10 protein-coding genes, 2 tRNA genes and 2 rRNA genes are annotated in these 17,872 nt (G+C 63.1%); 5 read left to right on the top strand and 9 right to left on the bottom strand.

What is annotated here, in order from left to right; all coding sequences use genetic code 11:
* Positions 1-16: 16 nt before the first annotated feature.
* Positions 17-1,195, top strand: coding sequence for a citrate synthase family protein (locus tag RR42_RS36245; RefSeq protein WP_043358549.1), 1,179 nt, complete (start codon positions 17-19; stop codon positions 1,193-1,195).
* 6 nt (positions 1,196-1,201) lie between these two features.
* Here RR42_RS36245 and RR42_RS36240 read toward each other — a convergent pair whose 3' ends face one another.
* The 9 genes from RR42_RS36240 to RR42_RS36200 all read right to left on the bottom strand — a co-directional run bounded on the left by RR42_RS36240 (position 1,202) and on the right by RR42_RS36200 (position 12,345).
* Positions 1,202-2,671, bottom strand: coding sequence for an amidohydrolase family protein (locus tag RR42_RS36240; protein ID WP_043357141.1), 1,470 nt, complete (start codon positions 2,669-2,671; stop codon positions 1,202-1,204).
* Entirely contained in the window at positions 2,668-3,462 is a 795-nt protein-coding gene (locus tag RR42_RS36235) for an ABC transporter permease (RefSeq protein ID WP_043357139.1), read from the bottom strand. The genes RR42_RS36240 and RR42_RS36235 overlap by 4 nt, the downstream gene beginning before the upstream one ends.
* A gap of 44 nt (positions 3,463-3,506) precedes the next feature.
* A complete protein-coding gene (locus RR42_RS36230; protein ID WP_236702129.1) occupies positions 3,507-4,421 on the bottom strand; it encodes an ABC transporter ATP-binding protein in 915 nt (304 codons plus the stop codon).
* 46 nt (positions 4,422-4,467) lie between these two features.
* Positions 4,468-5,505 carry an aromatic ring-hydroxylating oxygenase subunit alpha gene (locus RR42_RS36225; RefSeq protein WP_043357137.1) on the bottom strand — a complete coding sequence of 346 codons (1,038 nt, stop codon included), beginning with the start codon at positions 5,503-5,505 and terminating at the stop codon, positions 4,468-4,470.
* A gap of 49 nt (positions 5,506-5,554) precedes the next feature.
* On the bottom strand, positions 5,555-6,550 hold the full coding sequence (locus RR42_RS36220) for an ABC transporter substrate-binding protein (protein ID WP_043357135.1): 996 nt from the start codon (positions 6,548-6,550) through the stop codon (positions 5,555-5,557).
* 468 nt (positions 6,551-7,018) lie between these two features.
* Positions 7,019-7,444 (bottom strand): hypothetical protein, encoded by a 426-nt coding sequence (locus tag RR42_RS36215; RefSeq protein ID WP_043357134.1) that lies wholly within the window; start codon positions 7,442-7,444, stop codon positions 7,019-7,021.
* 82 nt (positions 7,445-7,526) lie between these two features.
* Positions 7,527-8,867: an MFS transporter gene (locus tag RR42_RS36210; protein WP_043357133.1), complete on the bottom strand. Its 1,341-nt coding sequence runs from the start codon at positions 8,865-8,867 to the stop codon at positions 7,527-7,529.
* A gap of 84 nt (positions 8,868-8,951) precedes the next feature.
* Entirely contained in the window at positions 8,952-10,460 is a 1,509-nt protein-coding gene (locus RR42_RS36205; RefSeq protein WP_043357131.1) for an amidase, read from the bottom strand.
* 286 nt (positions 10,461-10,746) lie between these two features.
* On the bottom strand, positions 10,747-12,345 hold the full coding sequence (locus RR42_RS36200) for a 3'-5' exonuclease family protein (protein ID WP_043357130.1): 1,599 nt from the start codon (positions 12,343-12,345) through the stop codon (positions 10,747-10,749).
* Positions 12,346-12,877: 532 nt separating this feature from the next.
* On the opposite strand from RR42_RS36200, the gene RR42_RS36195 reads away from it, so the two are divergent.
* The 4 genes from RR42_RS36195 to RR42_RS36180 all read left to right on the top strand — a co-directional run bounded on the left by RR42_RS36195 (position 12,878) and on the right by RR42_RS36180 (position 17,852).
* Positions 12,878-14,409 (top strand): 16S ribosomal RNA (locus RR42_RS36195).
* 61 nt (positions 14,410-14,470) lie between these two features.
* Positions 14,471-14,547, top strand: a tRNA-Ile gene (locus tag RR42_RS36190).
* A gap of 48 nt (positions 14,548-14,595) precedes the next feature.
* Positions 14,596-14,671: transfer RNA gene (locus tag RR42_RS36185), tRNA-Ala, on the top strand.
* Positions 14,672-14,973: 302 nt separating this feature from the next.
* Positions 14,974-17,852 (top strand): 23S ribosomal RNA (locus RR42_RS36180).
* The 16S and 23S rRNA genes sit together here with 2 tRNA genes alongside, the layout of an rRNA operon.
* Positions 17,853-17,872: the final 20 nt, after the last annotated feature.

Genomic DNA, 17,872 nt, shown 5'->3' with positions numbered 1-17,872 from the left:
ATCGATTTTGTCGCCCGTGCCCCGCTACCTGACTTCCTCCGAAGCCGCCGCCCAGCTTGGCGTGTCCCGCCAGACGCTCTATGCCTATGTCAGCCGTGGCTTGCTGCACGCGCACGATGGCGAAACCCACCGCGAGAGCCGCTATCTCGCCGACGACGTTGCGCGCCTGGCCGGCCAGCGCACACGTGGCCGCAAGCCTCGCGAGGTGGCCAAGGCCACGTTGAGCTGGGGTTTGCCGGTGCTGGAATCGGGGATCACCTTGATTGAGGACGGGCGGCTCTACTACCGGGGTATGGATGCCGTTGCGTTGGCCGCGTCGGACACCGTGGAAGCGGTGGCCGCATTGCTGTGGCAGTGCCCCCAGGACGCGGCGTTTGGCGCAGCGCCGCTTGCGCCGGCGCACCTCGCGGCAATGCAGGCGGCCTTCTCCGGGCGGCGCAGCGAGGAGGCGCTGCTGCCGCTGTTTACCATCGCCAGCGAAGACGACCCCACGGCGCAGTGGCAAAGGTCACCGGAACGCCTTGCCGAGGGCTGCGGCGCGCTGGTGCGTTTGCTGGCGGCCTGCCTGCTGCACACGGCGCCCGCCAGCGCGCCGGTCCATCGGCAATGCGCCAGCGCCTGGCAGGTGGACGAAGAGGGCGCGGACCTGATCCGCATGGCGCTGGTGCTCTGCGCCGACCATGAGCTGAACGCGTCGAGCTTCACGTCCCGCTGCGTGGCGTCCACCGGCGCCAGCCTGCGCGCATCCGTGGTCGCTGGGCTGGCCGCGCTGACCGGCGGCCTGCATGGCGGGACCACCGCCCGCGTGGAGGCTCTCTGGGACGAACTCGGCGAGGCCCAGCCCGCATCGAAGCTGCGCGAGCGGCTTGCCCGCGGCGAGAACCTGCCGGGGTTTGGCCATCATCTCTACCCCGCCGGCGACATCCGCGCCGCCGGCCTGCTGGCACGGATACTCCCGCATCACCCGCAATGGCAAGCGTTCATCGACGACGCTTTTGCGCTGGTGGGGCAGCGGCCATCGATCGATTTTGCACTGGTGGCGCTGCGCCGGCATCTGCGGCTGCCGCCCGGCGCGGCCTTCGGCATGTTCGCGCTTGGCCGCTCCATCGGCTGGATCGCGCACGCGCTGGAGCAGCGTGCGGATGCCGAGCTGATCCGCCCGCGTGCCGCATACGTCGGCCCGCGCCCAGGCTAGCCTGGATCAAGGATGTGGCGCCGCGGATTGTGCTGCGCGGTGCTGCAAGCGCAGCACCGCGTCGCGCGCGGCAGCGCCAAGCTCGGCAAGGTCCAGCCCCGGAATCGCATCATGCTCCACCACCACGCGGCCAGCCACGAGCAGCGCGCGCAGAGCTGGCCGCCCACCGCTGGCCACGGGCGCGATGGCCGGATCGTGCAGGCCAAAGCAGCGCGGGTCGTCGAGCCGGTAGATGGCGAGGTCGGCCACCTTGCCCGGCTGCAGCGTGCCCACCGCATCCAGGCCAAGCACCGCCGCGCCGCCCGCCGTGCCCCAGCGCACGACGTCTTCCACGCGCGCGGCGTCAGCGCCGCCTTCATGGTCGCCACCCTCGGCGCGCGGGCGGGCGCCATGGCCTCGCCGCGCGCGCTGCAGCAGCCATGCCGCATGCGCCTCGGAGATCATGTCGGCCGCTTCGTTGGAGGCGGCGCCGTCCACCCCGATCGACACCGGCACCCCGGCGGCTTCCAGCGCCGGGATGTTCGCGATGCCGCTGCCCAGCCTGCCGTTGCTCTGCGGGCAGTGCGCGATACCAGTGCCGGTTGCGCCGAGCTGGCGGATTTCGTCCGCGCCCAGTTTCACCAGATGGGCGAACCAGACGTCGCTGCCCAGCCACTCGTGCTCGCCGCAGAAGGCCACGGGTGTCGTCTGGTACTTGTCGCGCGCGGCGTTCTGGTATTCCACCGTCTCCGACAAATGGCTGTGCAGCCGGATGCCAAGCCGGCGCGCGGTGCGCGCGCTGGTGCGCAACTCCTCGGGCGACATGGAGTAGAGCGGCGTGGTTGGCGCCATCACCACGCGCCGCATCGCATCCGGCGCGGGCTGGTGGTAGCGCGCGGTGAGCCGTTCGCAATCGCCCAGGAACTGGTCGAGCGTTTCGGGGCGCAACGCCTGCGGCAGTTCGCTCTCCAGCTGCCGCGTGCGGGTGGCGCCGCCACGGCACAGCACAAAGCGCAGCCCCAGCGCCTCGGCCTCCTCGAACAGGATGGCCGAGCTGTCGTAGGGCATGCCGGGATAGTAGAGATAGTTGTGGTCCGCTACCGTGCCGCAGCCGCTGCGTACCAGTTCGATCAGGCCGATGCGGGCGGCGAGCCGGAAGGTGGTTTCGTCAAAGGCGGCGCGGAAGCGGTAAGGCGTAGCCCCGAGCCAGGGCGTGAGCGTCAGGTTCAGCCCCGGCGGATCGCCTTTGAGCAGCGACTGGAACAGGTGGTGATGGGTGTTGACCCAGGCCGGGTAGACCACGCAGTCGGTGGCATCAATGACTTGTTCGCCGGGGCGCGGTGCCAGCTTGCCGATGGCCTCGATGGTGCGGCCGGCCACGCGCAGGTCCGGGCCGGCATGGCGCTCGCCTTCGCCCTCGCCCTCGCCCTCGCCGTTGCCATGAAGGCCGGTCAGGATGGCGGTGGCATTGCGGATCAGGATGGTGTTGGTCGTCATGCCAGCTCGCTCTCGTGCCAGTGGGACAGCGCCATGCGCGATACCACGACCATGGCGCCGAACAACGCGACGCCGGTTAGCGTGATCAGGAACAGCGCGGCAAACAGGCGCGGGATATTGAGGGCGAAGCCAGCCTGCAGGATCTGGTAAGCCAGCCCCGCGCCCGTGCCGCCGGTGCCCGCCACGAACTCCGCTACCACCGCGCCGATCAGCGCGAGGCCGCAGGAGATCCTCAGGCCGCCGAAGAAATACGGCAGCGCGCTGGGAATGCGCAGGCGGCGCAAGGTATCCCAGCGGCTCGCGCGGTTGATGCGGAACAGGTTGAGCAGGCCGGGGTTGACGCTGCGCAGTCCCAGCACCGTGTTGGAGATGATCGGGAACACGGCCACCATGGCCGCGCAGATCACCAGCGCCAGCGTCGGCTCCTTGACCCAGATGATGATCAGCGGCGCGATAGCCACCACCGGCGTGACCTGCAGCAGGATCGCGTAGGGAAACAGGCTGGCCTCGATCAGGCGGCTCTGCACGAAGATGAACGCCGCGGCGGTGCCGACCACCACGGCCAGCGCAAAGGCCAGCATGGTGATGCGCAGCGTCACCCATAGCGAGCCGCACAGCAGGCTCCAGTCTTCCGCCAGCGCATGGCCGATGGCGGTGGGCGTGGGGACCAGGTACACGGGTACGGCGAGCACGGTGCATGTCGCCTGCCAGGCGAGCAACAGCAGCACGCCGACGGCTAGCGGGGCGGCCACGCGCTGTACCGGGGGGCGCGACAATAGCGGGGGATTCATGGGGGGGCTCCTTGTTGTTTGCGGGACCGATGCTGCTGCCGGGCTTAGTGCTCGTTGGGGTCGACGCCGGTGTTGGCCTGCGCGAGCAGCGCTGACAACTGTGCGCAGTACTGCATGAAGGCGGGCGAAACACGGAAGGCCTCATCGCGGACCACGGGGCCTTCGATGGCCACGTCGGCAATCACGCGGCCCGGCCGTGCCGCCATCACCACTACGCGACTCGACAGGTAGACCGCCTCATAGATGCTGTGGGTGACGAAGACCACGGTGAGGCCGCGCTCGGCCCACAGCGCGCGCAGGTCAGCGTCGAGCTTGTTGCGGGTGAACTCGTCGAGCGCGCCAAAGGGTTCGTCCATCAGCAGCAGGTCCGGATTGTTCGCCAGCGCCCGCGCGATCGACACGCGCATCTGCATGCCACCCGACAACTCACGCGGAAAGACCGCGGCGAAGCGGCCCAGCCCCACCAGCGCCAGCGCGCGCTGCACGCGCTCGTTGGCGTCGGCGCGCGGCATGCGGGCCAGGTCCAGCGGCAGCCGCACGTTGTCGGCCACGCGCGCCCACGGCATCAGCGTGGCTTCCTGGAACACCATCGCCAGCGTGCGGCCGGCGCTGTCGGTGGCGGCGTTTGTTCCGTTCGGAAGGGATGGGTTGCCCCACCAGCGCATATGGCCCGCCGACGGCATTTCCAATCCGGCAAACAGCTTGAGCAAGGTGCTCTTGCCGCAGCCGGAGGGCCCCAGCAGCGAGACGAACTCGCCGGGCTTGATCGCCAGCTTGACGCGCTCCAGCGCGACGGTGCCGTTGGGGTAGGTCTTCTCGACCTGGTTGGCGAACAGCAGCGGTGCGCCGGCATCGCGCCGGCTGGTGCCAGCGGGCTCGCCGCCGGCGTCGGGCGCACGGCCGCTGGCGCTCGGGGCCGCGGCGGGGGCTTGCGTGATACTGCGAAAGAGTACGCTCATGGCTGTCTCCGTATGGAATGGTTCCAGGGGCTATCCGAACTCCGGCTTAACCGCGAACCACGGGAATGCGGAAGGTCTCCTTCTCGCCATGCCGGGTGAACAGTTCCATCAGCATCTTGCGCATCAGCAAGCCGGGCTTGTCGGATTCCATATGGAATTCAATGCGGCGGCGCGTGTCCACGCAGGCGTCGTAGTCGGTGGCTTCCAGGATGTCGCGGTCCTCGGCGACGATGGGCGCGTCCCAGTCGATCAGCTCCTGGGTCGAGCAGTCTTCCTCGCTGTCATTGCGGTACAGCCATTGCGACAGCATCACGCTCTTGTCGTCGATCGGCGTGGCGCAGTTGTAGATGATGTGATGGCGCCCGCTGGCCGGATAGGTGCAGCCGAAGCGGCGCGTGAACGGCAGGTCCCAGCGGTTGAACATATGGCGATGCGTGATCGGCTCGGTGGTGCCGGTCACACGGTGACCCGCCTCGATATTGCGGATCGGCACCAGCGTCTGCGCCTCGAAGCCCCACTCGCGCTGCAGCAGCTCGTACTTCTCCGGCTTGGGCTGCTCGGACAAACCAAAGTTGGCGCGGTGCACGAAGCTGAAGTGCGAGTTGTCGAAGGCGTTCTCCATCACGCGCAGCGAGCTGGTGTTCCACTTCTCGTAGAACTGGAAGATGCGGCGGTAGGTGGGGTCGCCATCCTCGGGGAAATCGGGGATGGGCTGCAGCGGATCGTCCAGCGCCACCCACACGTAGCCGTACTTCTCCTGCACGTGATAGGCCTGCACTTTCGCGCCAGAGGGAATGGCGTTGTCCGGCGCTTGCGGAATCCGCACGCAGCTGCCCGAGCAGTTGTATTCCCAGCCGTGGTAGCCGCAGACGATGTCGCCGCGCTCGTTGACCCAGCCCTTGGACAGGCGTGCGGTGCGGTGGCAGCAGCGGTCCTGCAGCGCCGCCGGCTTGCCGTCGCCGCCCTTCCACAGCACCAGGTTTTCGCCCAGCAGGGTAAAGGGCTTGGGGCCATCGTCGAGCATCGAGATCGGCATCAGGGCATACCAGAAGCGGCGCAGGACGGGTTGTTGGGTGACCAGCATGTCAAATATCCTTGTATGGGGTTGAGCTTGAACGGCGAGGCCGCGCGCTTCAGGGCATGACCTTCAGGTCTTTCACGAACTGCGTGGTGTAGGCTTGTTTCCAGTCGGCATCGGCCTTGAGCAGCCCGGCGCCCACCATGAAGTCGCGCGTCTTCTGCCAGCGCGCGTCGGTCATCACGCCGATGCCGTAGCGGGCCGCGTCGCCACCGTCAACCATGTGGTACTCCTTGAGTTTCTCCACGCCCCAGGCGAGCTGGTCGTCCTTCATGTTGGGGTTTTCCTGCTTGATCAGCGCATTGGCCGGGGCAGGGTCCGCCAGGTAGCTCTTCCAGCCTTCCATGGTCGCCTTGACGAAGCGCGCGACCACGTCCGGCTTCTCCTTGACCGTCTTTTGCATGGCGACGATCGTGGTGCCGTAGGGCGGATAGCCATCGTCGGCAAACAGGAAGAAGCGCGTCTTGGCACCTGCCTTGCTGGCCGAGAACACTTCGGAAGAGGCATAGGCCTGCTGGGCCGCCTGCGGATCGGCAAAGAAGGGCTGCAGGTTGAAGGTGTAGACGCGCGACTGGGATTCCTCCAGCCTGTACTTGCCCTTGAGCCACGGCCACCACGTGGTGCGTCCCGAGGTGGAGACCAGCACCGTGCGGCTCTTCAGGTCGGCCAGGCTCTTGACGTCCTCGTGGGTCATCATGCCTTGCAGGTCGGTCTGGAAGGAGGTTGCCACGGTGGTCACCGGCACGCCTTGCTCCACGCTCTTGAGCACCTGCAGGTCATAGCCCATCAGGAAGTCGGCCTGGCCGCTGGTGAGGATCTGCATGCCGTTGACCTGCGGGCCACCCATGCGCACGGTGACATCGAGGTCGTACTTCTTGTAGATGCCTTTCGCTACCGCTTGATAAAAGCCGCCATGCTCCGCCTGGGCATACCAGGAGGTGAGGAACGTCACCTTGTCGGCGGCTAGCGCGGTGGCGGGGATGGCGGCGAGCGTGAGCGCGGCGCAGGCGCCGGTAATCAACAGGCGGCGCAATGGGGAAGGCGTCTTCATGGGGGCTCCTGTGCGGATGTTTGCGGGGGAAACCGAGGCGGGCACGGCGACAGGCGGGCGACGACGCGGGACGCAAGCGGCGCCATGGCCGGCAGAGGCGTCCGCGAAATGGAATAAGGGCGTGAAGATGGGGGACATCGTGGGCGCTCTCTTTTCTCTCGTGCCCGGCCTGGTGGCCGGATCCAAACGCCCGGATGCCTCGCGATGCGAGTCAACCGGGCGTGCGACCGGATGGTCGCGAGAGCAATGTCCCGCGCCGGCATGCGCCTGCCCGCTGGGGGAGGCGCATCGGCGCTAACCGCTTCTACTCGATGGTTTGTTCAGCAAGAGGTGTGCCAACGGCAGCGGTGAGCGCCGGGTTCCAAATGCGCCGGATCGTGGCATGCCGCTTGGCGGCGCTGGTGCAAGATCGCCTGCTTCGATGCGCGATGTGCACCAATTCGGTGAGCAGCGCGGTGGCCGGTGCGATCAGGAGTTGGCCCTGACCAGCCCGCCGCAGCGGCCTAGCGCGGTGGTGACACAGCACGCGTTGCCGGACCAGTCGCCACCGATCACCAGGCCATTGGGGCCAGCGATCAGGCGGCGATGGCACAGGCCGGGCACCAGCAGGGGTTCGGGTGACGTGGGCGCGCGCGCATCGCGCGGGCCGCCGCCCGGCGCACGCGCTGGTGGCACGTCCTCGGTCCACAAGTAGGCGGTGCCGCCCGGCACGGCCTGCACGGATTGCGGCGGCCCCCACTGCGCCTTGGCCTGCTCGATCGGGGCGGCTTGCCACGAATCCAGGATGCGCTGCATGGCGGATTGCTCGACGCTTGTGCAGCCGCCCAGGGCGATGGCGGCGAGTGGGGTCAACCAACGGCGAGGGGAGATGGAGAGACGGCGAACGACAGACATGGGGGCTCCAGGGGAGCTGGCATGCCCCCTCCCGTGCAGCCTAGCCTAGCCGCCCACCTCGCTGCAAGCGGCCGCAGGCGCCTTATGCGGGCTTGCCCACAGTTGGCGCCAGCACGGTCTTGTCGGCGTCCCCGGACGGCTCGTGCGCGCTGTCGTCGCCACCGGCCTGGCCCAGGTCCATGCCCTTGGTTTCCGGCAGCAGCAAGGCGGCGCCCATCACCATCATGTAGCCCACCCCGGCCACGATCGCGATGGCCAGTGGCAGCGAGGTGCGGCCGGTGCTGAGCCAGCCCACCGTCAGCGGGAACAGCGAGCCGATCACGCGCCCGACGTTGTACGAGACGCCATAGCCCGTGGCGCGGATATCGTTGGGATAAGACTCCGAGATGGTGGCGCCGATGCCGGCGAACACGCCCTGCATCAGCACGCCCAGCGGGAAGCCCAGGAACAGCATCGACGTGTTGGAGACCGGGATCACCATATAGACCAGCGCCATGACAAAGGCGCCGGCGGCAAAGGCGATATAGGTCTGGCGGCGGCCCCAGCGGTCGGTGGCATAGGCACCGGCCACGTAGCCCACCAGCGAGCCAGCGATCGTCATCGCGAGGTAGGAGCTGGTGCCGAACACCGACAGCCCGCGCTCGGTCTTGAGGAACGTGGGCAGCCAGGTGGCAATCGCATAGTAGGCGCCCAGCATGCCACCCGACAGCAGGCTGCACAGTACGGTCTTGCCCAGCAGCGGCCTGCGGCCGAGCCGCGCCAGCTGCTGCCATGCGGTGGGCCCGCTGCCGGCGCCAGCAGCGGCACGTTCGGCCTGGCTCTTGGTGAAGACTTCCGGCTCTTCCAGGTTGCGGCGCAGGTAGATCACTACCAGCGCTGGCAGGATGCCCATGAAAAAGCAGACGCGCCAGGCGGTTTCGGCCGGGAAGATGCTGAAGGTGATGGCGTAGGCAACGGCCGCCGCGCCCCAGCCGAAGGAGTAGCTGCTGGCGGTGAAGCCGGAGTATTTACCGCGGTGCGCCGGGTTGCGGATCATTTCCGTCACCAGCACCATGCACAGCGAGGATTCGCCGCCGAAACCCAGGCCCTGGAGCATGCGGAAGGCCAGCAGTTGCTCGGGGGTGTTGGCCAGCCCGCACAGGAAGCAGGCAACGGCGAACACCACGATGGTCCAGCGCAACACGCGCACCCGGCCATAGCGGTCAGCCAGGACGCCCGCGCCGATAGCGCCCACCAGTGACGACACCAAGGTCCAGGTGACGATGGCGCCGGCGGCCGATTTGCTCATGCCCCACTGGGTGAGCAACGTCGAAATCAGGAAGGAATAGATCATGAAGTCGAACACGTCGACCGCATGACCGAGGAACGCGCCGTAAAAGCCTTTGCGCTCCATTGTCGATAAATCCTTGAACCACGTGAACATGCTCTCTCCTTCGTGTCGTTGCTTCGGGGGCGGTGCGCTGGTTTTTTTGGGCGCAGGGGCGCGTTATACCGTGTGGGATTGGGTCTAGGACTGGGACTGGGACTGAGCCGAGGCCGGCGGTGGCCGGAAGGCAAAACCCGCTGCTTCCAGCAACTGGGCAAAACGCAAGGTGGTCAGGTCCTCGAACTTGCCGGCGACGATCTGCACGCCCACCGGCAGGCCACTGCGGCCCGGGCCGATCGGCGCCACCGTCGAGGGCAGGCCGCACAGGCCGGAGTGCCCGGCCCAGAACAGCTGGCTGGTGAGCGGTTGCGCCCGGCCGTTGACCTGGAGCATGCGCTGCCACGGCTCGCCGGCTTCATCCAGCACAAAGGCGGTAGTGGCCGCTGCCGGGCACAGCAACACGTCGACCTCGCCAAAAAAGCGTTGCCAGGCCTGCGCGAAGGTGGCCCGGGCTTGCTGCAACTGCAGCCATTGCCGGTGCCGGATGCCGGCGCCGGTGAATTGCAGCGTGGCGTAGCTGTGGTCGTCGGGCGCGGCGCCTGCGGCGCGGGCCAGCGCGGCATCGAAGCCAGCGTCGTCCATATGGATCGACGTGGTAGCCCGCAGCATCAGCACGTAGGTGTGCCAGAGAGCCGAGGCATCGAAGTCCGGGCGCGCGTTCCAGCGAACCTGGGCGCCCTGTCCCTCCAGCCAGCGGCCGAGTTTTTCGATTTCGTCGCTGACTTCCCCGTCCGCCTCGCACAGCGGATGGCTAGGCAGCACGGCGACGCGGAAGTCGGCAAGCGTGCGCTTGTCGCAGGGCGGCAGCGTCAGGCGATAGGCCTGCGCTTCAATGCCGTCCGGGCCAGCCAGCGCCCGCAGCAGCAGTTCCAGGTCGTGCGCGCTGCGCGCCAGCGGCCCGGCTACATTGATCTCCTGCTCGCCGTAGCCGTGGCCGATGCCGTGGCCGCGCAGCGGCACCAGTCCGTGGCTGCTCTTGTGCGAGAACACGCCGCAGTAGTGCGCCGGGTTGCGCAGCGACGAGCCGATATCGGAGCCCACGTCAAAGAAGCTCATGCCCGCGCAAACCGCCGCGGCGCTGCCGCCGGACGAACCGCCCGGGGTGCGGCCGGGGTCGCGCGGGTTGCGGGTGGTGCCGTAGATGGCGTTGTAGCTTTGCCAGTCGCGCAACCCGATCGGCACGTTGGTCTTGCCCAGCAGGACCGCGCCGGCCGCGCGCAGGCGCTCGACCACGGCCGAGTCGCTGATCGCAATGTTGTGGCGCTGCGCCGGGTTGCCGCACGTGGTGGGCCAGCCTGCCACGTCGAAGGATTCCTTGATGGAGTAGGGAATGCCGTCCAGCAAGCCAAGCGGCTCCCCACGGCGCCGGCGTTGGTCGCTGGCCTCGGCCGCGGCGCGCGCGGCGCTGAAATCCGCCAGGATGAGGGCGTTGATCTCCCGATGCGAGGCGGCATAGGCCGCCTCGCACCAGTTCACCAGGTCCTGCGCGCTGGTGTCGCCTTTGGCCAATAGCGCTGCGGCTTCCCAAACTGGCAGGAAGCGCGCCTTTGGCGGCCGGGTGTCGGTGCTTGCTATGTCTTGCCGCGTCACGCATTCGCTCCGTATTGTGGGGGCCGCTGCTATGGCGTCCGGGTTGGCGGCAATCGGGGCTGCCTCCAAAGTCGGTATACTATATTCATTAAATTGCCGAGAGCAAGGCAAATGTTTGGACGCCCGCAATTCGCCAAATTCTGGTGCAATGCAGCAGAATTTGGCGCAAATGAGGGGTTCGCGGGAAGGCGTGGCGAGACGTCGCGCACCTTGGCGGTGCGTGATTCATGGGGTTTTTGGTATACCGTTTGTGACCTATGGGCTGACTGGTCAGCCGTCGCCCCGCCTAGCGCTCGAAGAAAGGCAAGGTCTGTTGGTCTGGGCTTGGCAGCTTGCGCCGGTGGGGCGCCGCCCGGGGCGATGTAGTCTGCGGCTGTGTTTCCGCCCGGGGCGCGGCCAGTGGTTGCAGCTCGAATCGCCGCACCGCTTCCAGTGGAACGGCAGCGGCGAGCAAGGCCGGCAGCCGTGGCGCCAGGATTTGATAGGTGTCCAGGTCAAAGCGCGCAGGCGAGGACAACAAGCCCGGTGCCTCCTCCAGCGTGGCCACCGAGCCCAGGTAACACCAGTCTTCCAGGACATGCCACCACGCCTTGGCGCCGTGCTGCTCGCGCCATGCCACTGCACCCGCGAACGGCCAGGGCCGAATCGCCAGGCTGGCCAGTGCAGTGACCGCCCGCTCGCGGTGCGTTGCGAGGGACTCTTCGCCGGTGCACGCGCCCAGGCAGCGGTGCAGTTGATGCGCGAAGCAGGGCAGGCCTTGCCGCGCGGTTTTCTCCAGGGCGAGGGCGACCTGGCAGAGTTGATGGGTTTGGGCCAGTTCGGCCAGCCGGGCCTGGGCGCTGGCCCGGCTGGGAAAGGCGCCATATAGGTTAGGGTGCCGGCTGAAATCGGTGTTGCGATCCGAGCGCAATATCGGCGCGCTCAGGCCGGGGGCCAGCTCCCACGCGTAGAGCCCGGCATTCCGGCGCAGCATCTGGTTGTGCAGCGGCTGCATCGTCTTGATCAGGTGCGCCTCCAGCAGCAACGCGCCGGCCTCACCGCCGGTCTCGCGCCATTCGACGCGGCGCACCGCGCGCGCCAGCCGCATTTCCAGGGCAGCACGATGATCACCGGAGAAATGCGCGCCAATGCGTTGGCGCAGGTGGATGCTCTTCCCTATGTAGAGAGGCATGTCCTGGTCGCCATAAAAGAGATAGACGCCCGGGGTGTCGGGAACGTCGTCCAGCGCGGTTTCTTCGAGCCCGGCGGGCAGGCTCGCCCGCTTGATCAGCGACTGCACTGCGGATTCGACCAGGTCCATCGTGTAGAGCTCGTGGACCTTCTGCCAGAATTGCCACAACAGCTCGGCATCGGCGAGAGCCCGGTGCCGGCCTTTGGGCTGCAACTCGAACCGGGCGATCAGCGCATCCAGCCCGTGGCGCGCCGCCGAGGGAAACAGCGAGCGCGATAGCCGTAACGTGCACAGGACATCGGCGCGAAAGGTGACACCGACGCGGCGAAACTCATTCTTGAGGAAGCCATAGTCGAAACGTGCGTTGTGCGCCACGAAGAGCTTGCCTTGCAGCCGCTCCGCGAGCGTTTCCGCCAATGACTCAAAGCTTGGCCGACCGCGCACCATGTCGTCGGTGATGCCGGTCAGCTGCTGGATAAAGGGCGGGATGCCAATGCCCGGGTCTATCAGGGTGTCCCATTCGACAATACCATCCGGTCCCACTTCCACGACGCCAATCTCGGTAATACGGTCGCGGGTGCCGTCGGCACCCGTCGTTTCCAGGTCGACAAAGACAATCGGACGTGAAAGTGCAGCTGCCAGCGCCTGTGCATCCAGATGCCGGGGCGCATCCGCCGGCTGGTGCGATGGCTGGTAGATAGGAAGGTCAGGCATCCGTTGATTCTAATAGATAGGAGTAGCCGCTGCCCGACCCTGCGCCAAGGCACGGAAGCCCGCTTCATCACCGTGTCACAGACCGTTCCGAAGAAATTCAAGAAAACGCTTGCCAAGGCCGAGGGGGTCCCCTATGATTCGCCCCCTCGCAACACGAAACGCCGCTGCAAAGCAGACGGGACAAGGGTTGCGGGGTTGGCGGGATGGTTGGCGGCGCAAACAGCGCAGCGAACTGAAGTAAAAAAACCTGTTGACGAAACGATGATCGCGCTTCATAATCTCGTTTCTCTGCTGCAGCAAACGCAGCGACGCGGTAAGCAAAGCGAACCGCGGCCAGTTCTTTAACAAACAAACAACCGATAAGTGTGGGCGCTTGATAGCGGATGCGGAAGACTTCGGTCTTTTAGCTTACAAGTTATAAAGTGCTCGCACAGTAAAACATGTTGGTTATGTCTTCGGATGTAACCAGTCAGTTTTCTGAGAGTGAGCGACCGCTCGAAAGAGCGAGGTTCTTCGGAACCACACAGGTATTAAACTGAAGAGTTTGATCCTGGCTCAGATTGAACGCTGGCGGCATGCCTTACACATGCAAGTCGAACGGCAGCACGGGAGCAATCCTGGTGGCGAGTGGCGAACGGGTGAGTAATACATCGGAACGTGCCCTGTCGTGGGGGATAACTAGTCGAAAGATTAGCTAATACCGCATACGACCTGAGGGTGAAAGCGGGGGACCGTAAGGCCTCGCGCGATAGGAGCGGCCGATGTCTGATTAGCTAGTTGGTGGGGTAAAGGCCCACCAAGGCGACGATCAGTAGCTGGTCTGAGAGGACGATCAGCCACACTGGGACTGAGACACGGCCCAGACTCCTACGGGAGGCAGCAGTGGGGAATTTTGGACAATGGGGGCAACCCTGATCCAGCAATGCCGCGTGTGTGAAGAAGGCCTTCGGGTTGTAAAGCACTTTTGTCCGGAAAGAAATCCCTTGCTCTAATACAGCGGGGGGATGACGGTACCGGAAGAATAAGCACCGGCTAACTACGTGCCAGCAGCCGCGGTAATACGTAGGGTGCGAGCGTTAATCGGAATTACTGGGCGTAAAGCGTGCGCAGGCGGTTTTGTAAGACAGGCGTGAAATCCCCGAGCTCAACTTGGGAATGGCGCTTGTGACTGCAAGGCTAGAGTATGTCAGAGGGGGGTAGAATTCCACGTGTAGCAGTGAAATGCGTAGAGATGTGGAGGAATACCGATGGCGAAGGCAGCCCCCTGGGACGTCACTGACGCTCATGCACGAAAGCGTGGGGAGCAAACAGGATTAGATACCCTGGTAGTCCACGCCCTAAACGATGTCAACTAGTTGTTGGGGATTCATTTCTTCAGTAACGTAGCTAACGCGTGAAGTTGACCGCCTGGGGAGTACGGTCGCAAGATTAAAACTCAAAGGAATTGACGGGGACCCGCACAAGCGGTGGATGATGTGGATTAATTCGATGCAACGCGAAAAACCTTACCTACCCTTGACATGCCACTAACGAAGCAGAGATGCATTAGGTGCTCGAAAGAGAAAGTGGACACAGGTGCTGCATGGCTGTCGTCAGCTCGTGTCGTGAGATGTTGGGTTAAGTCCCGCAACGAGCGCAACCCTTGTCTTTAGTTGCTACGCAAGAGCACTCTAGAGAGACTGCCGGTGACAAACCGGAGGAAGGTGGGGATGACGTCAAGTCCTCATGGCCCTTATGGGTAGGGCTTCACACGTCATACAATGGTGCGTACAGAGGGTTGCCAACCCGCGAGGGGGAGCTAATCCCAGAAAACGCATCGTAGTCCGGATCGTAGTCTGCAACTCGACTACGTGAAGCTGGAATCGCTAGTAATCGCGGATCAGCATGCCGCGGTGAATACGTTCCCGGGTCTTGTACACACCGCCCGTCACACCATGGGAGTGGGTTTTGCCAGAAGTAGTTAGCCTAACCGCAAGGGGGGCGATTACCACGGCAGGGTTCATGACTGGGGTGAAGTCGTAACAAGGTAGCCGTATCGGAAGGTGCGGCTGGATCACCTCCTTTCAAGAGCGTGCATCTTAAGTCGAGCGTTCACACTTATCGGTTTGTTTGCTGTTACAGCCAAGGGTCTGTAGCTCAGGTGGTTAGAGCACCGTCTTGATAAGGCGGGGGTCGTAGGTTCAAGTCCTACCAGACCCACCAAGTTATAGACGGTGGTTCGATGTTGAGCTTCCGGCGTCAGTAGTATTTGGGGGATTAGCTCAGCTGGGAGAGCACCTGCTTTGCAAGCAGGGGGTCGTCGGTTCGATCCCGTCATCCTCCACCAATTACCTGGTACCTTGGATTGGTCGTCAAAGGCAAGCGCTTAGGATTGAGCGTTTGCCTTTGGCCTTGGCCAAGACGTTGCGAGACGAAGTTTCGCACGGCTGTTCTTTAACAATATGGGATGTAGTAAAGGTGTCGTGAGCGTTGATGAGACGCTGTAGTAAAACACGATACCGGGTTGTGATTGTATCAACCGAAATGTATTTAAGTGATCGAAAGATGACTTGGAATACGGCACAAATGCGAGAACTCATCCTGTAGCGAGCACGGCTTGAACGCAAGTTTGAGACACACTCGTTATAGGGTCAAGCGAACAAGTGCATGTGGTGGATGCCTTGGCGATCACAGGCGATGAAGGACGCGGTAGCCTGCGAAAAGCTTCGGGGAGCTGGCAAACAAGCTTTGATCCGGAGATGTCCGAATGGGGAAACCCGGCCCTTATGGGTCATCCCTGACTGAATACATAGGTCAGGGAAGCGAACGCGGCGAACTGAAACATCTAAGTAGCTGCAGGAACAGAAATCAACCGAGATTCCCAGAGTAGTGGCGAACGAAATGGGAAGAGCCTTGTACTCTTTAGCAGCATTGTTAGCAGAACGGGATGGAAAGCCCGGCCATAGCAGGTGATAGCCCTGTATGCGAAAACAGCGTTGTGGAACTAGGTGTACGACAAGTAGGGCGGGACACGTGAAATCCTGTCTGAAGATGGGGGGACCATCCTCCAAGGCTAAATACTCGTGATCGACCGATAGTGAACCAGTACCGTGAGGGAAAGGCGAAAAGAACCCCGGGAGGGGAGTGAAATAGATCCTGAAACCGCATGCATACAAACAGTCGGAGCCTGGAAACGGGTGACGGCGTACCTTTTGTATAATGGGTCAGCGACTTACATTCAGTGGCAAGCTTAACCGATTAGGGAAGGCGTAGCGAAAGCGAGTCCGAATAGGGCGTTCAGTCGCTGGGTGTAGACCCGAAACCAGACGATCTATCCATGGCCAGGTTGAAGGTGCGGTAACACGTACTGGAGGACCGAACCCACTAACGTTGAAAAGTTAGGGGATGAGCTGTGGATAGGGGTGAAAGGCTAAACAAGTCTGGAAATAGCTGGTTCTCTCCGAAAACTATTTAGGTAGTGCCTCGTGTCTCACCTTCGGGGGTAGAGCACTGTCATGGTTGGGGGGTCTATTGCTGATTACCCCGCCATAGCAAACTCCGAATACCGAAGAGTGCAATCACGGGAGACAGACATCGGGTGCTAACGTCCGGTGTCAAGAGGGAAACAACCCAGACCGCCAGCTAAGGTCCCTAAGATTGGCTAAGTGGGAAACGAAGTGGGAAGGCTAAAACAGTCAGGAGGTTGGCTTAGAAGCAGCCATCCTTTAAAGAAAGCGTAATAGCTCACTGATCGAGTCGTCCTGCGCGGAAGATGTAACGGGGCTAAGCCAGTCACCGAAGCTGCGGATGCACGTAAGTGCATGGTAGGAGAGCGTTCTGTAAGCCTGTGAAGGTGTCTTGTAAAGGATGCTGGAGGTATCAGAAGTGCGAATGCTGACATGAGTAGCGATAAAGGGGGTGAAAAGCCCCCTCGCCGTAAGCCCAAGGTTTCCTACGCAACGTTCATCGGCGTAGGGTGAGTCGGCCCCTAAGGCGAGGCAGAGATGCGTAGCTGATGGGAAGCAGGTTAATATTCCTGCACCGTCGTATGATGCGATGGGGGGACGGATCGCGGAAGGTTGTCCGGGTGTTGGAAGTCCCGGTCCCTGCATTGGAGAAGGCGCTTAGGCAAATCCGGGCGCGGAATTCAAGGATGTGGGGCGAGCGGCCTAGTGCTGCGAAGCAATTGGAAGTGGTTCCAAGAAAAGCCTCTAAGCTTCAGTCATACGAGACCGTACCGCAAACCGACACAGGTGGGCGAGATGAGTATTCTAAGGCGCTTGAGAGAACTCGGGAGAAGGAACTCGGCAAATTGGTACCGTAACTTCGGGATAAGGTACGCCCTTGTAGCTTGACTGGCCTGCGCCAGGAGGGTGAAGGGGTTGCAATAAAATGGTGGCTGCGACTGTTTAATAAAAACACAGCACTCTGCAAACACGAAAGTGGACGTATAGGGTGTGACGCCTGCCCGGTGCCGGAAGATTAAATGATGGGGTGCAAGCTCTTGATTGAAGTCCCGGTAAACGGCGGCCGTAACTATAACGGTCCTAAGGTAGCGAAATTCCTTGTCGGGTAAGTTCCGACCTGCACGAATGGCGTAACGATGGCCACACTGTCTCCTCCCGAGACTCAGCGAAGTTGAAGTGTTTGTGATGATGCAATCTCCCCGCGGCTAGACGGAAAGACCCCATGAACCTTTACTGTAGCTTTGCATTGGACTTTGAACCGATCTGTGTAGGATAGGTGGGAGGCTTTGAAGCGTGGACGCTAGTCTGCGTGGAGCCGTCCTTGAAATACCACCCTGGTTTGTTTGAGGTTCTAACCTTGGTCCGTGAATCCGGATCGGGGACAGTGCATGGTAGGCAGTTTGACTGGGGCGGTCTCCTCCCAAAGTGTAACGGAGGAGTTCGAAGGTACGCTTGGTACGGTCGGACATCGTACCTAAAGTGCAATGGCAAAAGCGTGCTTAACTGCGAGACCGACAAGTCGAGCAGGTGCGAAAGCAGGACATAGTGATCCGGTGGTTCTGAATGGAAGGGCCATCGCTCAACGGATAAAAGGTACTCTGGGGATAACAGGCTGATACCGCCCAAGAGTTCATATCGACGGCGGTGTTTGGCACCTCGATGTCGGCTCATCTCATCCTGGGGCTGTAGCCGGTCCCAAGGGTATGGCTGTTCGCCATTTAAAGAGGTACGTGAGCTGGGTTTAAAACGTCGTGAGACAGTTTGGTCCCTATCTGCCGTGGGCGTTGGAATCTTGACGGGGGCTGCTCCTAGTACGAGAGGACCGGAGTGGACGTACCGCTGGTGTACCTGTTGTCTCGCCAGAGGCATCGCAGGGTAGCTATGTACGGAAGAGATAACCGCTGAAAGCATCTAAGCGGGAAACTCGCCTGAAGATGAGGATTCCCTGGAGCCTTGAGCTCCTTGAAGGGTCGTTCGAGACCAGGACGTTGATAGGCTGGGTGTGGAAGCGCAGTAATGCGTTAAGCTAACCAGTACTAATTGCCCGTAAGGCTTGATCCTATAACCAGTGTGTTTCTACC

Origin of the sequence: Cupriavidus basilensis, assembly GCF_000832305.1 — a bacterium.
GTDB classification, from domain to species: Bacteria; Pseudomonadota; Gammaproteobacteria; order Burkholderiales; family Burkholderiaceae; genus Cupriavidus; species Cupriavidus basilensis_F.
Note: the sequence above shows the minus strand (reverse complement) of the source record. Positions and strands in the feature narration are given on the sequence as shown.